A 17,430-nucleotide genomic window follows, 5' to 3' on the forward strand; every position below is an offset into this window, starting at 1 on the left:
TGTACCGACCTGCGCGGCCCTGGCGAGCCCCCGATGACCATGTCACTTCCCATCCTTCTGCTCGACGCCATGCTGCGCGGCATGGTGCTGGCCCTGCTGGCGCTGCTGGCCGGGGTACTGGGGCGCGACCGCCCTGCCCTGCCTGCGGTGCGCGCAGCCGTGGCGCTGGCCGCCGGCCTGGCCGTGCAGGTCGCGAGCGCCACGCCCTGGTTCGAGCAGTCCGCACCGCGGCTCTGGCAGGCGCCGCTGGTCGGCATCGCGGTGGGCAATGCCGCGCTGTTCTGGATCTTCGTGCAGGCACTGTTCGACGACGGTTTCACCTTCCGCCCCGTCCACGCGCTCGCCTGGGCCGCTGCGGCCGGGCTCGGCGCGCTGAACTGCGCGGTGTTCGCACATAGCGGTTGGGCCATCGCGCCAGTCACGATGGGCTTGCAGCGCGCCTTGCCGCTACTGTTCGCCGTGCTCACGGTGATCGCCGCAGCGGCCGGATGGCGCAGCGACCTGGTCGAGGGCAGGCGCCGGCTGCGTGCCTTTATCGTGATCGCCGGCGTCGGCTACACCCTGCTGCAACTTGGCGCCCGGCTGGCATCGCCCGATGGCCGGCTGTCGAACACCGGCGCGACGCTCGACACCGCGCTGCTGCTGTGCATCGTGGTGCCGCTCGCGTGCAGCATGCTGCGCATGACTGCCACGGAGTTGTTTCCATCGGCCCGCTCGCCGGCGCCTTCCGCCATTCAGCCGACGTCCCCACCGGCGCCCCGCCGCACCGCGGCCGGAAACGTACCCGCCCGGCTCGAAGCGCCGGCGCCACCGCCCCCTCCTGCCGAAGCCCTGCCGGCCGGCGCCGGCCAGCCCTTTGCGACCAACGAGGCCGAACTGGAACTGATGAACGCCTTGCTGCGGCTGATGGCGGACGAGCGCGCCTACTGCAGCGAGAGCCTCAGCATCGCCAGCCTGGCCGCGCAGCTCACCGTGCCGGAATACCGCCTGCGGCGCGTTATCAACCAGCGGCTCGGGTACCGCAACTTCAACGCCTTCGTCAACGGCTTCCGGCTGGAGGAAGCGCGCGTGGCGCTCGGCGATCCCGCACGGCGCACGCTGCCGGTGCTGACCATCGCGCTGGAGGCCGGCTTCCAGTCGATCGGACCCTTCAATCGCGCCTTCAAGGCCGCCACGGGCTTCACGCCGACCGAATACCGCCGCCAGAAGCTGGCCGATTCCTGAAATCGGCCAGCCGGATGCCGGCGCTTTCCGCTTTCGGCGAGACGCGGCCGGCGCCACAGCACATGCTTCGGAAACCGGGGTGCTCCCCCGTTCCCGAACCAGTCAAAGAGAGGTTTCCGATGCATGTATTTCGTTGGGCCGGCCTGGCGCTGGCATTGCTGTGCAGTCTCGCCCACGCTTCGATGGGCCTGAGCGAGTTGCCGGCCACCGCCCAGGACGGGCCCGTCACGGTGTATTACCCGTCTGGCGACGCGAGCCAGCCGGTGCACCGCGGGCGCTTTATGCTGGATGTGGCGGCCGAAGGCCGCCCCCTGCCGGGCAACGGGCGCCTGGTGGTCATCTCGCACGGATCGGGCGGCGCTCCCTGGGTCCACGCCGACCTGGCTCGCGATCTGGTCGAGGCCGGCTTCATCGTCGCCATGCCCCAGCACCGGGCCGACAACTACCTCGACCCCAGCGACCCCGGCCCCGATAGCTGGACCATCCGGCCGGCCGAGGTTTCACGCGCCATCGACGCCATGGGCCGCGACCCGCGCTTTGCACCATTGCTCCACCTCGACAAGGTGGGGGTGTTCGGCATGTCCGCGGGCGGCCACACGGCGCTGAGCCTCGCCGGCGGCCGCTGGTCGCCGGCCGGATTCATGCGGCATTGCGAGCAGCATATCGCGGAGGACTTTCAGTCTTGCGTCGGCTTGATCACAAAACTGACCGGTGGCCCGCTGGACGGATTGAAGAAATGGCTGGCCCTGCTAGTGATACGTCACCGCTTCGACGACGATACGCCACGCATCAATGCCGATCCGCGCATCGCCGCGGCGGTCGCCGGCGTGCCGGCCGCCGCTGACTTCGACATGACGTCGCTGGAACGGCCAGCCGTGCCGCTGGGCCTGGTCACGGCCGCGCAGGATCGCTGGCTGACCCCGCGCTTCCACGCCGACCGCGTGCTCGCGGTCTGCCAGACCTGCGAGCATGTCGCCGACCTCCCTGCCGGCGGCCACGGCGCGCTGCTGTCCCCGCCTCCGCCGGGCCTGGACGGACTGGTGGGCGAACTGCTGAACGACCCGCCCGGCTTCGACCGCAGCGAGGTCGCGGTGGTCAACCGCAAGATCACCGACTTCTTCTCGCGGCACCTGCTGCCTTGACCGCCGCAGCGAATCCGCAGAGGCGTGCGGCGGCGTCCACTCTAGTGCGGCAACTCGTCGGCGGGATGCGCGGGCTTTGCCGCGTGCAGGCGCACTTCCGGCGACAGTTGCAGGAAGATCCAGGCAGATGCCGACGTGATCAGGCCCACACAGACAAAGGTGGCATGGAAGGCCGGCAGCACGCCGGTCATGCCGTGCTTGCCGAACACCTGCTGGAACGTAGCCAGCAAGGCGCCCGCCGAGGTGACCGCCAGGCTCATCGACAGCATCTGCACCATCGACAGCATGCTGTTGCCGCTGCTCGCGCCGGCCGTGCCCAGGTCCTTGAGCGTCACGGTGTTCATGGCAGTGAACTGGACCGAGTTGACCGCACCGAACAGCGCGAGCTGGGGCAACAGCAGCCACAGCGGCTGGGCCGGCGAGATCAGCGCGAAGGAGGCCATCACCAGCCCCACCACGAAGGTGTTGGCCACCAGCACGCGGCGGTAGCCGTGGCGTTCGATCAGGCTGGTGGCCAGGCGCTTGGACAGCATGCCGGCCCCGGTGATCGGCAGCATCATCATGCCGGCGTCGAAGGGGGAATAGCCCAGGCTCAGCTGCAGCGTCAGCGGGATCAGGAAGGGCATGGCGCCGTTGCCGATGCGCGCGAACAGATTGCCCAGCAAGCCGACGCTGAAGGTATGGATGTGGAACAGCTTGAGCGGAAACAGCGGCTGGCTCGTGCGCCCGGCATGCAGCACATAGGTGGTCAGCGCGGCCATGCTGCCGATCAGCAGCATCAGCACGGTAGCGTGCTGGAAGCCGAGCTCGGCCAGCCCATCCAGGGAAAAGGACAGCGTCACCATGGCGGTGGCCAGCAGCACATAGCCACCGAGATCGAAACGCCCGAGACCGGCCAGCCTGCTGTCGGGCATGTAGCGTAGCGTCGCGATGCCGCCGGCGATGCCGACCGGCACGTTGATCAGGAAGATCCAGTGCCAGGACAGCGCCTGGGTCAACCATCCGCCGAGGGTCGGACCGATCAGGGGCCCGACCATGCCTGGGATGGCGACGAAGCTCAGCGCACGCAGGTACTGGTCGCGCGGGAAGGTACGCAGCACCGCCAGCCGCCCCACCGGCAGCAGCATCGCGCCGCCGATGCCCTGCACCACCCGCGCCGCAACCAGCCAGGTGAGCTGGCTGGAATAGGCGCACAGCAGCGATCCCGCCACGAACAGCACGATGGCGAGCTGGAAAATGGTGCGGGTGCCGAAGCGGTCAGCCAGCCAGCCCGACGCCGGGATGATGACCGCCATGGTCAGCGAATAGGCGATGATCACCGACTGCATGCGCAGCGGGCTTTCGCCCAGGCTGCGGGCCATCGCCGGCAAGGCGGTGTTGACGATGGTGGAGTCGAGAGTCTGCATGAAGAAGCCGACGGCCACCACCCAGAGCATGACGGTGCGGTAGCGGTCGCTGTGCTGGGGCTGGGGCGGGTGCATTAGTGGGGCGCGGGATTGAAAGCCGTCAGCCGACGGTGGAGCCGGAACCTTACTGCTGCCGGCCACAGCACACAAGGGGAAATCTCCGGCGCCGGCCCGGCGCGCATTCGCCACCTCGACCGACCGGATTATTGTGATGCAGACAACACATAATCCACCATGAAGTCATGGCGAGCCTGAGGTCATAGCCAGCGGACCCGACCGCGGCGGGCCTGGCGCCGACTCCCGCGATTGATCCGCCCGGCCAGCAGGTCTACCCTTGCACAACTGCATTCCGCGCGCCGCACCGGCGTCGGCAGCGCGTCAAGCGAGGAGGACAGACCATGTGCCGCTGGCTAGCTTATTCGGGCAACCCCATCCATCTCGAAGCCGTGCTGTTTCGAGCGCAGCATTCTCTGATCGACCAGAGCCTGCACTCGCGCATGGGGCACACCACCACCAACGGCGACGGCTTCGGCATCGGCTGGTACGGCCACACCACGGAGCCGCCCTATCGCTACCGCTGCATCGCGCCAGCCTGGAGCGACCGCAACCTGAGGGAGGCGGCCCGCGCCATCCGCTCGCCGCTGTTCGTCGCCCACGTCCGCGCCGCCACCGACACCCCGGCGCAGGAGACCAATTGCCACCCCTTCCGCCACGGGCGCTGGCTGTTCGCCCACAACGGCCTGATCCGCAGCTATCCCGCGGTGCGACGGGAGCTGATGCTGATGATTGCGCCCGACCTGTTCCCGTCGATCGAAGGCTCCACCGACTCGGAAATCATGTTCTTCCTCGCGCTGACCTTCGGGCTCGAGCGCGATCCGGTCCGCGCGCTCGAACAGATGGCAGGCGCGATCGAGGCAGTTGCCCGGGGCAAGGGCGTGGCGCACCCGATCAACATGACCATCTGCGCAACCGACGGCGAGCAGATCGTGGCGGTGCGCTACTCGAGCGAAGGCGAGTCCCGCTCGCTCTTCCACAGCGCGTCGTTCCGCCACCTGCAGGAGCTCTATCCCGACGATCCCCGCATCACCGCGGCAGGCCTCGATGCCTTCCTGGTGTTGTCCGAGCCCCTGGTGGACCTGCCCGGCGTCTGGGAGGAGATCCCCGAGGCCACCACCATCGTCGCCCGCGGCGGCGTGGTCGCGCAGCACCCCTTCCGCCCGCACCTGCCGGCCCTGCCGGCGCACTGAGGGGGGGATTGCATTGCGGTTGGCGCCAGCGAGTGAGTATCAGCGCCAATGGAATACCTTGCGCGTCCATCAGGAATTGGTGCCTTGACTGGTCGCGCGCGATCGGTGGGGTTGGGTCCCAATAAATGAACGCCTTGCACAGGCAAGGCGCTTCGAGGATGGGGCCCGGTTGTACTTACTGCATCTGCTTCAGGTTCCCGATGCGCACCAGCATCTCGGTGAACATCTGCATATCGGTGCGCAGGTCGGGCAGCTCCTGGTATTCGAGCGCGTTGTGGGCCGTGTACTTCTTGCCGGGCATGGCGGGGCCGAAGTTGATGGCATTGGGCATGAGCTTGGCCGTGGTGCTGCCGGCCGTGGGCACGGGCTTGGCATCGAGGCCTGTGGTGTCGCCGAAGATGTTGAGCAGGGTGGACAGCCATGCGCCCTTGGGGTCGCGCGCCATCCAGTTGCCCTGGGTGTACTGCACCGTGACGGGTACCTTGGCGGCCTCGCTCCAGCGGGCGATGCCCTGCTCAACCTCGGCACGCAGCTGCTCGGGCGTCTTGCCGCGCGGCATGCGCACGTTGGTCGTCACTTCGAGCTTGCCGTCCGCCGCCTTGATGAGGTTGGGCGACAGGGTCAGCGGGCCCATGAAGTCGTCGGCATAAGCGATGCCCAGCTGTTTGCCGAAGTAGTCGAGGCCGAACACGCCGTTGATGTAGCGCACGGCCTGACTGTACTGGTTGGGCTGCACCAGCGCCGCGCCCTGCTCGGGCATCAAGGTCTGCTGCAGGAACAGCGCCAGGCGCGGCACGGGGTTCACGCCTTCTTCGGGGCGCGAGCCGTGGGCCGAGGTGCCGGTAACCTTGACGGTGACGGCGCCGCTGCCCTGCTGCACATCGATGGCGAACCTGCCGCCCTGAGCCTGGTGCTGGGCGATGAATGCGTCCTTCGCCGCGCTCAGGCGCTGCGCTACGGCGGCAAGCGCCGCCGCGTCGGTGGCCGAGATGGTGGCGGTGGCTGTCAGCGCGATGGCATTGGCCGAGGCCGCGCCCGCCATGGCAGTGATGGCGGGCTTGGCGGCATCTACAGGCGCATCGGCGAACACGGCCTTGAGCGCGCCCGAGCCCTTTTCGGCAACGACGGCCGGGTACTTGCTGTCGAGCACGATGTTGTATTCGGGCAGCGCGGTCTTGGCCTGGTAGTACTTCATCGCGTCGCCACCAGTTTCCTCGGTGGTCTCGATCATCAAGCGGATGCTGCGCGCCAGCGGCAGGCCGCTGTCCTTGACGGCCTTCATCGCATACAGCACGGTGGCGATGGAGCCCTTGTCGTCGATGGTGCCGCGACCGTAGAGCCGGTCGCCCACGCGCGTAACCTCGAAGGGATTGATCTCCTTGCCGTCCAGCTCCCATTCGGCGGGCACCACCGGCACCACGTCGGCATGGGTGAGGATGCCGAATTCCTCGCTACTGGTGCCGGGCAGGGTCACCTCGAAGATGCGGTTGTCCACATTGCGGTAGCGCAGGCCGAAGTCGCGGGCCATGGCCTCGACCAGCTTGCCGAAATCGATGATGGCCGGGCTTTCGTGCGGCGGCACCTTGGGATCGCGCACCGTGGGCAGGGCCACCATGCGCCGCAGGCTGTCGATCACCGCGGCCTCCTGCGTGCGGCGGGTGTAGACGCCCAGCAGGCGCGCAATGTCGGCCAGCTCATCGCCCGCCAGCGCCTCGCCCCGGGTGTAGCGCTGCGCGGCGGCAGCCAGCGAGGGCTGGGCCTGAGCGGTCTGCTGGACGAAAGCAGCGAAGGTCGCGGGCAGTGGCTCGGCGACAAGCCATGCGTCGAGCTCGGGCTTCTTGAGCGTTTGCGCCTGGGCCGGCAGGCCGCAGGCGAGCGCCACCCCCAATGCAATAGCCAGGAGTGAATGATTGCAGAAGTTCTTCATGGATTTCTCACGGAATGCAAGCCCTGAAGAATACGGCGATTGCTGCCTGGCCGCCAGATCCCGTTTACACCGAGGCGCCGGCCGGCGCAATGCGCAGCGGGATGGTGACCGGCCCGTCGTTCATCAGCCAGACCTTCATGTCCGCGCCGAAGCGGCCGGTGGCCACCACCGGGTGCTGCGCGCGGGCCTGCTGCACGATGTAGTCGTACAGGCGCTCGCCGTCGGCGGGCGGCGCGGCGTTGGTGAAGCTGGGGCGGTTGCCGCCGCTGGTGTCGGCGGCCAATGTGAACTGGCTGACGATGAGCAATCCCCCCACCACATCCTGCACGCTTCGGTTCATCTTGCCAGCTTCGTATTGGACCACAATGCAGATGTGCCAACTCGCCTCGGTCCTGCCTGCCAGCGCCCCGAGGCGCGCCCACGGAAGGACCCATCCTGCCCGCAGGGGCATCCAGGCACCGCCGGCTGACTTCGTGGACAATGTCCCCGATGGCGACCGCATTATCGTCCGCGCTGGCAGGCGCGACGCCGTCTTCGCCACACCGTCTTCGCCACACATTGGGAGATGAACTTGACCACGGTCCAGCAAGATCGAACGCGGCGGGCGCAGCCCGCCGCCATCACCGCAGCGAGGCAGCCATGACAAGCGCCATGCTGCTGGAGAACATCCACCAGAAGGCCACCGCGCCGCTGGCATCCGCCGGAGTCGACGTCGAGCGCCAGTCCGGCGCGCTGGCCGGCGAGGCGCTGCGCCAGGTCCTGGCCAGCCACGACGTGATCGGCATCCGCTCCGCCACTCACCTGCGCGCCGGCGACATCGGCAGCGCCCCGGACCTGCTGGCGATCGGCTGCTTCTGCATCGGCACCTCCCAGGTCGACCTGGACGCCGCCACCGCGGCCGGCATCCCGGTCTTCAACGCCCCCTTCTCCAATACCCGCTCCGTGGCCGAGCTGGTCATCGCCGAGGCCGTGATGCTGCTGCGGCGCATCCCCGAGAAGAGCGCGCTGGCGCACGCGGGCAAGTGGGCCAAGGGCGCCAGCGGCGCCTTCGAGGCGCGCGGCAAGACCATCGCCATCATCGGCTACGGCAATATAGGCTCGCAGGTCGGCGTACTGGCCGAGGCCATGGGCATGAAGGTCGTCTACTTCGACGTGGTCGCCCGCCTGTCCCTGGGCTCGGCGCGTGCCGCCGGGACGCTGGAGGAGGCCGTGTCGCAGGCCGACGTAGTCACGCTTCATGTGCCGGCGACGGCGCGCACACGCAATATGATCGATGCCCCGGTGATCTCCGCGTGCAAGCCCGGCGCCATGCTCATCAACGCCTCGCGCGGCACCGTCGTCGACATTGCCGCGCTCGTTGACGCGCTGCGCAGCAAGCGGCTCGGCGGCGCGGCCATCGACGTCTTCCCCGATGAGCCGAAAACCAACAACGACCCGTTCGTCAGCGAACTGCAGCAACTGCCCAACGTCCTGCTGACTCCCCACGTCGGCGGCAGCACCGAGGAGGCACAGGAGAACATCGGCACTGAGGTGGCCACCAAGCTGGCGGGTTTCCTGACCACCGGCGGCACGATCGGCGCGGTGAACTTCCCCGAAGTCGACCCCGGCCCGCTGCATGCCACCGCGCGCCTGCTGAACATCCACCACAATGCCCCCGGCGCGCTCGCCGCGCTCAACACCTTGCTGGCACAGGAAGGGGCCAACATCACCGGCCAGCACCTGCAGACGCGCGGCGCCACCGGCTATGTCGTCACCGACCTGGACCGCGTGCCTTCCGCGCAGCTGATGACGGCATTACGGGAGCATGCGGGCTTCGTCCGCTCGCGGGTACTGCTCAAGTAGCCCCCCTGCTGCCGCGCTCCCTTCGGGCGGCGCGGCAGCGTCGCCCCTAGCGCTTAGACCCAGCCGAAGCGCCGGATATAAAAGCGCTTCATCGCCGTGGTCAGCAAGGCATAGCCCAGCACGATGGCCACCATCCACGGGAAGTAGGCCGTCGGCAGCGCCTCCAGCTTGAAGTAGCCGGCCAGCGAACCCATCGGCAGGAAGATGCCGATGCCGATGATCAGCGCCGTCATCAGTGTCAGCGGCAACGCGGCCCGGCTTTCGATGAAAGGCAGCTTGGGCGTGCGGATCATGTGCACGATCAACGTCTGCGTCACCAGGCCGACCACGAACCAGCCCGACTGGAACAAGGACTGATGCTCCGGCGTGTTGGCGGCGAACACGAACCACATCAGGAAGAAGGTGGCGATGTCGAACAGGGAGCTGATCGGCCCGAAGAAGACCATGAAGCGGCCGATATCGCCCGGGTTCCACGTCAGCGGACGCCTGACCAGTTCCTCGTCCACCTTGTCGAAGGGGATGGCGATCTGCGAGATGTCGTAGAGCAGGTTCTGCACTAGCAACTGCAGCGGCAGCATCGGCAGGAAGGGCAGGAAGGCGCTTGCCACCAGCACGGAAAACACATTGCCGAAGTTGGAGCTGGCCGTCATGCGGATGTACTTCAGCATATTGCAGAAGGTGCGCCGCCCCTCGATCACGCCGGCTTCCAGCACCATCAGGCTCTTCTCCAGCAGGATGATGTCGGCCGCTTCCTTGGCGATATCGACCGCGCTGTCCACCGAGATACCGATATCGGCAGCGCGCAGTGCCGGTGCGTCATTGATGCCGTCGCCCATGAAGCCGACCACGTGCCCGTTGTCGCGCAGGGCATGAACGATGCGTTCCTTGTGCAGCGGAGACAGGCGCGCGAAGACATTGTGCGTCTCGACCGCGCGCGACAAGGCTTCGACATCCATGACCTCCACATCGGGCCCGAGCAGCACCCCATTCAATTCCAGGCCGACGTCGCGGCAGATCTTGGCCGTCACCAGCTCGTTGTCGCCGGTCAGCACCTTGACCACGACACCGTGCTCGGCGAGCGCCTGCAGCGCCGGCGCGGTCGACTCCTTGGGCGGATCGAGAAAGGCGATGTAGCCGATCAGGGTCAGCTCGCACTCGTCCGCCACGCTATAGGTCGTTACCGCCGCCGACGTCTCCTTCATCGCCACGGCCACCACGCGCAGGCCTTCCTGGTTCAGGTCGTGCGTCACCTGCCGTACCTGGGCGAGCAGCGCCGCATCCAGGGGCAGCACACCGCCGTCGATCTGGACGCGCGTGCACACGCCCAGCACTTCCTCCACCGCGCCCTTGCAGATGAGCTCGTTGTGGTCGCCCCGTTCCGACACTACCACGGACATGCGGCGGCGCTCGAAGTCGAAGGGGATCTCGTCGACCTTGCGGTAGTCGAGCACCAGCTTCAACTCCTTCTGCAACTCCGCATGCTCCAGCACGGCACGGTCCAGCAGGTTCTTCAGGCCCGTCTGGAAATAGCTGTTCAGGTAGGCATGCTTCAAGACGTCGTTGGAAACCTGACCGCGCACATCGGTATGCCGCTCCAGCACGATCTTGTCGCGCGTCAGCGTGCCGGTCTTGTCGGTGCACAGCACGTTCATGGCGCCGAAGTTCTGGATGGCGTCGAGCCGCTTGACGATGACCTTGCGGCGCGACATCAGCACCGCGCCCTTGGCCAGCGTCGAGGTAACGATCATCGGCAGCATCTCCGGCGTCAGCCCGACCGCCACCGACAAGGCGAACAGGAAGGCCTCCATCCAGTCGCCCTTGGTGAAGCCGTTGACCAGCAGCACGATGGGGACCATCACCAGCGCGAAGCGGATCAGCAGCCAGCTCACCTGGTTGACCCCTGCCTGGAAGGCGGTCGGCGAGCGGTCCGTGGAGGTCACGCGCGAGGCCAGCGTGCCGAAGTAGGTGCGGTTACCCGTCTCCAGCACCACGGCCGTGGCGGCGCCCGAGACGACATTGGTCCCCATGAAGACGATATTGCCCAGCTCCAGCGCATTGGAAGTAGGCGCGCGCAGCTCCGCGAACTTCTCCACCGGCAGCGACTCGCCCGTCATTGCCGCCTGGCTGACAAACAGGTCCTTGGCGCCGATGATGCGGCAATCCGCGGGGATCATGTCGCCTGCCGACAAGACCACGATCTCGCCCGGCACCAGCTCGCGCAGCGGCACCTCCACCTGTGACGGCGGCCGGGAATGCACCCGCATATTGAAGTGCTTCGCACTGGCCTCCGCCAGTTGCCGGACCAGGTCGCGCCGCACCACGGTGGCGGTGGTGCTGACCATCGCCTTGAGCGCGTCCGCCGCCTGGTTGGAGCGGCGCTCCTGCACAAAACGAATCAGCGTGGACAGCCCGACCATGGTGCCAATGACGATGGTCGCCTTGATGTCCTCGGTCAGCCAGGAGATGGCTGCCAGCACTGTCAGCAGCAGGTTGAAGGGATTGCGGTAGGAATGCCACAGATGCAGCCAGGCGGGCAGCGGCTTCTCGTGCTCCACCTCGTTCGGCCCGAGGCGGTCGAGCCGTTCCTCGACTTCCAGCTTGTTGAGGCCATCCTCGTGCGAACGCAGGCGCACCAGTACCTCGGGGATGTCATCGCGCGCTGCGCGCTGCAGCTCACGGGCGAGCTGTTCAGGCATGGTACGCGCCGATTTCTGGTCGCCCAGCGATTCGAACAGCGCGAGCCGGCGGAAATGATGCGTAGCACGCCGCGTGCGCAGAAAGGCGACGTACAGGGTTCTGAGGAAGCTGAAGTTCATGGGCGGCCTCCCCGGAAAGTTCTGCGTAGCCGCGACGCCGCGGTGGATTGGCGGGACCCGCGCAGGGCCCGCAGGTAGGGCAGCGTGGCAACGCTGAACTGGAAAAGCATCAACGACATGAGACCTCCCATGCGCTCCACGAGCGCATGCCAGCATGACACCCCGCCAGGAACACGCGGGACCGGCAGGCGAACGAGCGCCGGCCGCCGCAGGTTCAGCGGATGTCGAATACAAGTATGTGGGAGATGGTCGCGCGGAGAACCCGCGCGAATACCACTACCCGCCGTTTCGGCTAGGCAGTGGCGATGGGTCGCCTTGACTGACTAGCCGTTCAGGATTTGGCCGGAGGCCAACTAGAACAACTGTCCATGGGAATCACCCGTAGTAGAGACGCTGCGAAGCATACCAAAGAGGCAAATTGACGCGCAATGCATTTTTCGCGGTTTTTCCGGCGGAATTTTCGCACCATGGTGCAACGCGCAAGGCGCGCTCCGGACGCGTCCCCCGCGCCGCGGAAGCGCCGCCCGCCACATTGCCTCATGCCTGCGGCTTGCGCGTCCTCGCCGGGCGGGGTCGGCCACCCTGCCCCGCGCCAGCGGCCGGCTCCGCCCGTGCCGGCCCCTTCCGCGTGCCGGCAGCAGCCTTGGCGCTTTGCGCCTGGGCGGAGCGCATCTCCTGGCTCGCGCTGGTGGTCACGCCGACCGTGCGCGCGAGCTGCCGGCTGACGCTGATGTAGGTGTGTCCCAGGCGGGAATCGAAGTACAGCGAGTCACCGCGCGCCAGCCGCACGAACTCGCCGTTGGTGAAATGCACCTCGATCTCACCGCTGAGCACATAGACGAACTCCTCCCCCGGATGGCTGGCGAAGGCCTCGGGCCCCGAGATCCTGCGCGCATGCACAGTGGCTACAGTCGGGATCATCTGCTTGCCGGCCGCCTCGGTGCCGAGGAATTCATAGGTGATCGACTGCCCGGTGTAGGCCACGCCCTGGTTGGCACGCGTGACGATCGGCCCGCGGAACGGCGCCGAGGTCTCGCCCGCTCCGACGAACATTGCGCCCATGTCCATCTGCAGCGCCTTGCCCAGCGCGGCGAAGTTCTCGTAGCCGAGCGCCAACTGCCCGCGCTCGGCGCGAGAGATGGTGGTGATGGAGACGCCGGACAGCGCCGAGAGGTGGGCCAGTGTCCACCCCAATCCTTTGCGCGCGCTGCGCAGGCGCTTGCCGAAGGTTTCCCGGTCAAGCGTGCGCGCTGCGTCGCCGCTGCGCTCCGGAACGTTTTTGTCTTTCAAGCCAGGATCCTTTCTCGATGGCATGACGCCGGGCCGATGGCCGCCATGCCGTTTCCGGCATTCACGCCCTACGGACAGATTATCCCAGAATTTGCGGATCCGCGAATTTGCGTATTCGCAAATTCTTGAATACACTGCCTGCAACACGGAACACGCCGCACACTGAACCCATGCCAATGCGTAGCACTTCCACTCCCTACCGCTCCGACTTCCTGGTGATCGGCGCCGGCATTGCCGGCGCATCCGTCGCGCACTGGCTGGCGCCGCACGGCAGCGTGACCATCCTCGAGCGCGAAAGCCAGCCCGGCTATCACTCGACCGGCCGCTCGGCCGCCCTGTTCATGGAAAGCTACGGCACGCCGCAAGTGCGCGCGCTGACGATGGCAAGCCGCGCCTTTCTCGATAACCCGCCGCCGGGATTCACCACGCACCCGCTGCTGACGCCGCGCGGCGCGCTCATGGTCGCCGCACCCGGCCAGCAGGCCTTGCTCGACGAGCATTGGCAGATCCTGCGCGCCATGGCGCCTGAGGCGCAACTGTTGAGCCCGCAGCAGGCCTGCGAGCGCGTGCCGGTGCTGCGTCCGGATCAAGTCATCGGTGCCGTCTACGAGCCAGGCGCAGCCGACATGGACGTGCACGCCATCCATCAGGGCTATCTGCGCGGCATGCGCCACGCCGGCGGCAAGCTCGTCTGCGATGCGGAGGTCCGCGCCATCTCGCGCGCCGGCGATGTCTGGCGCGTGGAAGCCGGCGATGCCAGCTACGAAGCGCCGGTGCTGCTGAACGCCGCCGGCGCCTGGGTCGACGCCATCGCGCGGCTCGCCGGTGTCGCACCGCTCGGCATCCAGCCGTGCCGCCGCTCCGCCTTCGTCTTCCAGCCGCCCGCCGGCATCGACAGCCACGGCTGGCCGATGGTGCACAGCGCCGACGAGTCCTGGTACATCAAGCCCGATGCCGGCATGCTGCTCGGCTCCCCGGCCAACGCCGATCCGGTCGAGCCGCAGGACGTGCAGCCCGAGGAACTGGATATCGCGCTGGCCATCCACCGCATCGAGGAAGCGACCACGCTGTCGATCCGCCATCCCGCCCGCACCTGGGCAGGCCTGCGCTCCTTCGTGACGGACGGCGACCTGGTGGGCGGCTTCGACGACTCTGTGCCCGGCTTCTTCTGGGTGGCGGCGCAAGGCGGCTACGGCATCCAGACCTCGGCCGCCATGGGCGAGACCTGCGCCGCGCTCGCGCGCGGCCTGCCGGTGCCCGCGCATGCGGCTTCCTTCGGCCTGACCGCCGAGATGCTGGGGCCGGCACGGCTGCGCCGCGCCGCGGCCTCATAGCGCCGGGCCTGGGCGTCAGGTACGACTACAGGCACGACGACAGGCACCACCACAAGCAGCACCACAAGCAGCACGACCAGCACAACAACAATCCAGGAGACTACCGTGCGTGTGTTCAGCGCTTCCCTTGCCACCGAAACCAATACCTTCGCGCCGATGCCGACCGGGCTGGCGTCCTTCCGCGACCGGGGCTATTTCCCGGCGGGCCAGCATCCGGACCAGATGACCTTCTTCTCCGGCCCGCTCTGGGCGGCGCGCCTGCGCGGCAAGGAGCGCGGCTGGACCCTGCTGGAGGGCATGGTGGCCGGGGCCCAGCCCAGCGGCATCACCACGCGCGAGGCCTATGAGACGCTGCGCGAGGAATTGCTGACTGACCTGCGGGCCGCACTGCCGGTCGACATGGTGCTGCTCGGCCTGCACGGCGCCATGGTCGCCGACGGCTATGACGATTGCGAGGGCGACCTGCTGCAACGGGTGCGGGCCATCGTCGGGCCGGACGTGGTGGTCGGGGCGGAACTCGATCCGCACAGCCACCTGACGCCGGCAATGATCGCGCACGCCGACCTCCTGATCGCCTTCAAGGAGTACCCGCACACCGACGTGCTCGAGCGCGCGCTCGAACTGGTCGACCTGTGCGCGGCCAAGGCCGAGGGGAAGATCCGGCCGGTGGCAGCCGTGGTGGACTGCCAGATGATCGTCACCATGCACACCTCGCGCGAGCCGGCGCGCGGCTTCGTCGACCGCATCCAGGCGCTGGAAGGCCGCGACGGCGTGCTGTCGATCTCAGTCGCCCATGGCTTCGGCTGGGGCGACGTGCCCGAGATGGGCACCAAGGTGCTGGTCTACACCGACGGCGACGCGGCAGGGGCCCAGGCACTTGCCCGCCGGCTGGCCGATGAGCTGGTCGACATGCGCGAGGCACTGAACGTGCCGTATCCGGACATCGACACCGCGCTGGACCAGGCGCTCGCCTTCGACGGCGGCCCGGTGGTGCTCGCCGACGGCGCCGACAATCCGGGCGGCGGCGCGGCCGGCGATTCCACCTTCATCCTGCGCCGCATGATCGAGCGCGGCATAGTCAACGCTGCCATCGGCCCGCTGTGGGACCCGGTCGCGGTGCGCATCGCCTTCGAGGCCGGTGCCGGGGCACGCCTGCCGATGCGCATCGGCGGCAAGATCAGCCCGCTCTCCGGTGAGCCGCTCGACCTGGAATGCACGGTAAAGGCGCTGGTGCCGGACATGGTGATGACCGGTCTCGCCAACGCGGCGATGCAGTTGGGCGACTGCGCACTGGTGGAAGCCAACGGCATCGACATCGTGCTGATCACCCTGCGCAACCAGGCCATGGGCACCGATCTCTTCACCCAGCTCGGCTGCGACCTGGCCGCCAGGAAGATCGTCGTGGTCAAGTCCTCGCAGCATTTCTACGCCTCGTTCTCGAAGGTCGCGCGCCACGTGATCTACGCCGGCGCCCCGGGGGCGGTGACACTGGACCTGCGCACCCTGCCCTACCGCAAGATCCGCCGGCCCAAGTGGCCTCTCGATGCAGCCTGAGGCGCCCTGCCGCTGATGCCAACAAAACCAGAACAACGACATTCCGGAGACGAACCCATGCACCACCGACCGCTTGCCGCCCTTGCCCTCGGCGCCCTGCTGCTGGCCGGCGCCAGCCTGCCCCTGCAGGCCCAGGCCCAGACCAAAACGCTGAAGATCGTGCCCCACGCCGACCTGAAGATCCTCGACCCGACCTTCACCACGGCCTACATCTCCCGCAACTTCGGCTACATGGTCTATGACACCCTGTTCGCCCAGGATGCCAGTGGCAAACCGCAACCGCAGATGGTGGAGAAGTACACCAGCAGCAAGGACGGCAAGCAGTGGACCTTCACGCTGCGCCCCAAGCTGAAGTTCTCCGACGGCAAGCCCGTGACCGCCGCCGACGCCGTGGCGTCACTGCAGCGCTGGGGCGCGCGCGACAGCCTCGGCCGCGCCATGGGCGAGGCGGGCGCCGAGTGGAAGGCAGTGGACCCGCGCACGTTCACGCTGACCCTGCAGCAGCCCTTCGGCATGGTGCTGGAGGCGCTGGCCAAGCCCTCCGGCTTCCCGCCGGTGATCCTGCCGGAGCGCCTGGCCAAGCTGCCGGCGACGGCGCCGCTGACCGAGGTGGTGGGCTCTGGCCCCTATCTGTTCAAGCGCGACGAGTGGGTGCCGGGCAACAAGGCGGTATTCGTGCGCAACCCCGATTATGTCGGCCGCGCCGAAGCGCCCAGCGGGCTGGCCGGCAACAAGACCAGCCACTTCGACCGCATCGAATGGCTCTACCTGCCCGACGCCAACAGCGCCATCGCCGCGCTCAAGCGTGGCGAGGTCGACGTGATCGAACAGCTCCCGCCCGACTACATCACCCCGCTGCGCGCCGACAAAGACATCAAGATCGGATCCGGCGGCGCTTACCAGGGCATGCTGGTGATGAACCAGCTCCATCCGCCCTTCAACAATCCGAAGGTGCGCCAGGCCTTCCTGCAGGCGGTCAGCCAGGAGCGCTTCACCGCCGCCATGGGCTTTCCGCTCGACATGCGCATGAACTACTGCGCCACCTTCTTCATCTGCGGCAGCCCCAACGATACCTCTGCCGGCGCGGAGCCGTACCGCAAGGCGGACATCGCCAAGGCCAAGCAGATGCTGGCCGCCTCCGGCTACAAGGGCGAGAAGGTGGTGCTGCTGGTGCCCACCGACATCACCGCGCTCAATGCCGAAGCGCTGATGGCAGCGCAGACCATGCGCAGCATCGGCATGAACGTCGACATGCAGAACATGGACTGGGCGTCGATCGGCGCCAGGCGCGCCAAGCGCGACGCCCCCGAGGCAGGCGGCTGGAATATGTACGCAACCGTGGCCGGCGAGTTCGACGCCAACTCCCCTATCACCAACGCCTACCTGAGCGCCGCCTGCGGCAACAGCCTGCCCGGCTGGCCGTGCGACAAGCCACTCGACGAGCTGCGCAGCGCCTGGGTGCGCGAGGTGGCGCCGGCCAAGCGGCGCGAGCTGCTCGACGCCTTCCAGAAGCGCGCCTACGAGGCGGTTCCCTATGTGAACGCCGGCCAGTACTCGTCCGCCTTCGCCGCGCGCGCCAACCTGAAGGGCCTGGACAAGCTGTGGGGCGGCGTGCCCACGGTCTGGGCGCTGGACCGCTGAGGCGCCG

At 67.7% G+C, this 17,430-nt stretch carries 11 protein-coding genes and 1 pseudogene; 7 read left to right on the forward strand and 5 right to left on the reverse strand.

Features of this window, described 5'->3' with window-relative positions; genetic code table 11:
- Positions 1-33 precede the first annotated feature (33 nt).
- Together AC1Z3O_RS27745 and AC1Z3O_RS27750 are read left to right on the forward strand one after the other, a co-directional pair.
- Entirely contained in the window at positions 34-1,224 is a 1,191-nt protein-coding gene (locus AC1Z3O_RS27745; RefSeq protein ID WP_483519440.1) for a helix-turn-helix domain-containing protein, read from the forward strand.
- A 119-nt stretch (positions 1,225-1,343) separates the two neighbouring features.
- On the forward strand, positions 1,344-2,366 hold the full coding sequence (locus AC1Z3O_RS27750) for an alpha/beta hydrolase family protein (protein ID WP_483519442.1): 1,023 nt from the start codon (positions 1,344-1,346) through the stop codon (positions 2,364-2,366).
- A 41-nt stretch (positions 2,367-2,407) separates the two neighbouring features.
- On the opposite strand, the gene mdtD is transcribed toward AC1Z3O_RS27750, so the two are convergent.
- Entirely contained in the window at positions 2,408-3,847 is a 1,440-nt protein-coding gene (gene mdtD, locus AC1Z3O_RS27755) for a multidrug transporter subunit MdtD (RefSeq protein WP_483519444.1), read from the reverse strand.
- 323 nt (positions 3,848-4,170) lie between these two features.
- Between mdtD and AC1Z3O_RS27760 the strand changes: the two genes are divergently transcribed.
- On the forward strand, positions 4,171-5,019 hold the full coding sequence (locus tag AC1Z3O_RS27760) for a class II glutamine amidotransferase (RefSeq protein WP_483519445.1): 849 nt from the start codon (positions 4,171-4,173) through the stop codon (positions 5,017-5,019).
- Positions 5,020-5,194: 175 nt separating this feature from the next.
- On the opposite strand, the gene AC1Z3O_RS27765 is transcribed toward AC1Z3O_RS27760, so the two are convergent.
- Together AC1Z3O_RS27765 and AC1Z3O_RS27770 are read right to left on the reverse strand one after the other, a co-directional pair.
- The gene (locus tag AC1Z3O_RS27765) at positions 5,195-6,946 is read right to left on the reverse strand and encodes a dipeptidase (protein WP_483519447.1); all 1,752 of its coding nucleotides are present in this window, start codon (positions 6,944-6,946) and stop codon (positions 5,195-5,197) included.
- Positions 6,947-7,010: 64 nt separating this feature from the next.
- Positions 7,011-7,298: pseudogene (locus AC1Z3O_RS27770) on the reverse strand (D-aminoacyl-tRNA deacylase); the annotation flags it as partial.
- A gap of 137 nt (positions 7,299-7,435) precedes the next feature.
- Here AC1Z3O_RS27770 and serA point away from each other — a divergent pair.
- Positions 7,436-8,788, forward strand: coding sequence for a phosphoglycerate dehydrogenase (gene serA / locus AC1Z3O_RS27775; protein ID WP_483519448.1), 1,353 nt, complete (start codon positions 7,436-7,438; stop codon positions 8,786-8,788).
- Between the two features lie 53 nt (positions 8,789-8,841).
- Here the strand turns inward: serA and mgtA are convergent, their stop codons facing one another.
- Positions 8,842-11,604, reverse strand: coding sequence for a magnesium-translocating P-type ATPase (mgtA, locus tag AC1Z3O_RS27780; protein WP_483519450.1), 2,763 nt, complete (start codon positions 11,602-11,604; stop codon positions 8,842-8,844).
- 537 nt (positions 11,605-12,141) lie between these two features.
- Positions 12,142-12,918: a helix-turn-helix domain-containing protein gene (locus AC1Z3O_RS27785; RefSeq protein WP_483519452.1), complete on the reverse strand. Its 777-nt coding sequence runs from the start codon at positions 12,916-12,918 to the stop codon at positions 12,142-12,144.
- 152 nt (positions 12,919-13,070) lie between these two features.
- Here AC1Z3O_RS27785 and AC1Z3O_RS27790 point away from each other — a divergent pair, with 152 nt between their 5' ends.
- The 3 genes from AC1Z3O_RS27790 to AC1Z3O_RS27800 all read left to right on the forward strand — a co-directional run bounded on the left by AC1Z3O_RS27790 (position 13,071) and on the right by AC1Z3O_RS27800 (position 17,423).
- Positions 13,071-14,228: an NAD(P)/FAD-dependent oxidoreductase gene (locus AC1Z3O_RS27790; RefSeq protein ID WP_483519454.1), complete on the forward strand. Its 1,158-nt coding sequence runs from the start codon at positions 13,071-13,073 to the stop codon at positions 14,226-14,228.
- A gap of 105 nt (positions 14,229-14,333) precedes the next feature.
- Positions 14,334-15,782, forward strand: a complete 1,449-nt coding sequence (locus tag AC1Z3O_RS27795) for a M81 family metallopeptidase (protein WP_483519456.1) — start codon at positions 14,334-14,336, stop codon at positions 15,780-15,782.
- A 57-nt stretch (positions 15,783-15,839) separates the two neighbouring features.
- Positions 15,840-17,423 (forward strand): ABC transporter substrate-binding protein, encoded by a 1,584-nt coding sequence (locus AC1Z3O_RS27800; RefSeq protein ID WP_483519458.1) that lies wholly within the window; start codon positions 15,840-15,842, stop codon positions 17,421-17,423.
- Positions 17,424-17,430 lie beyond the last annotated feature (7 nt).

It is taken from the genome of Cupriavidus sp. 09_S30 (assembly GCF_056930435.1).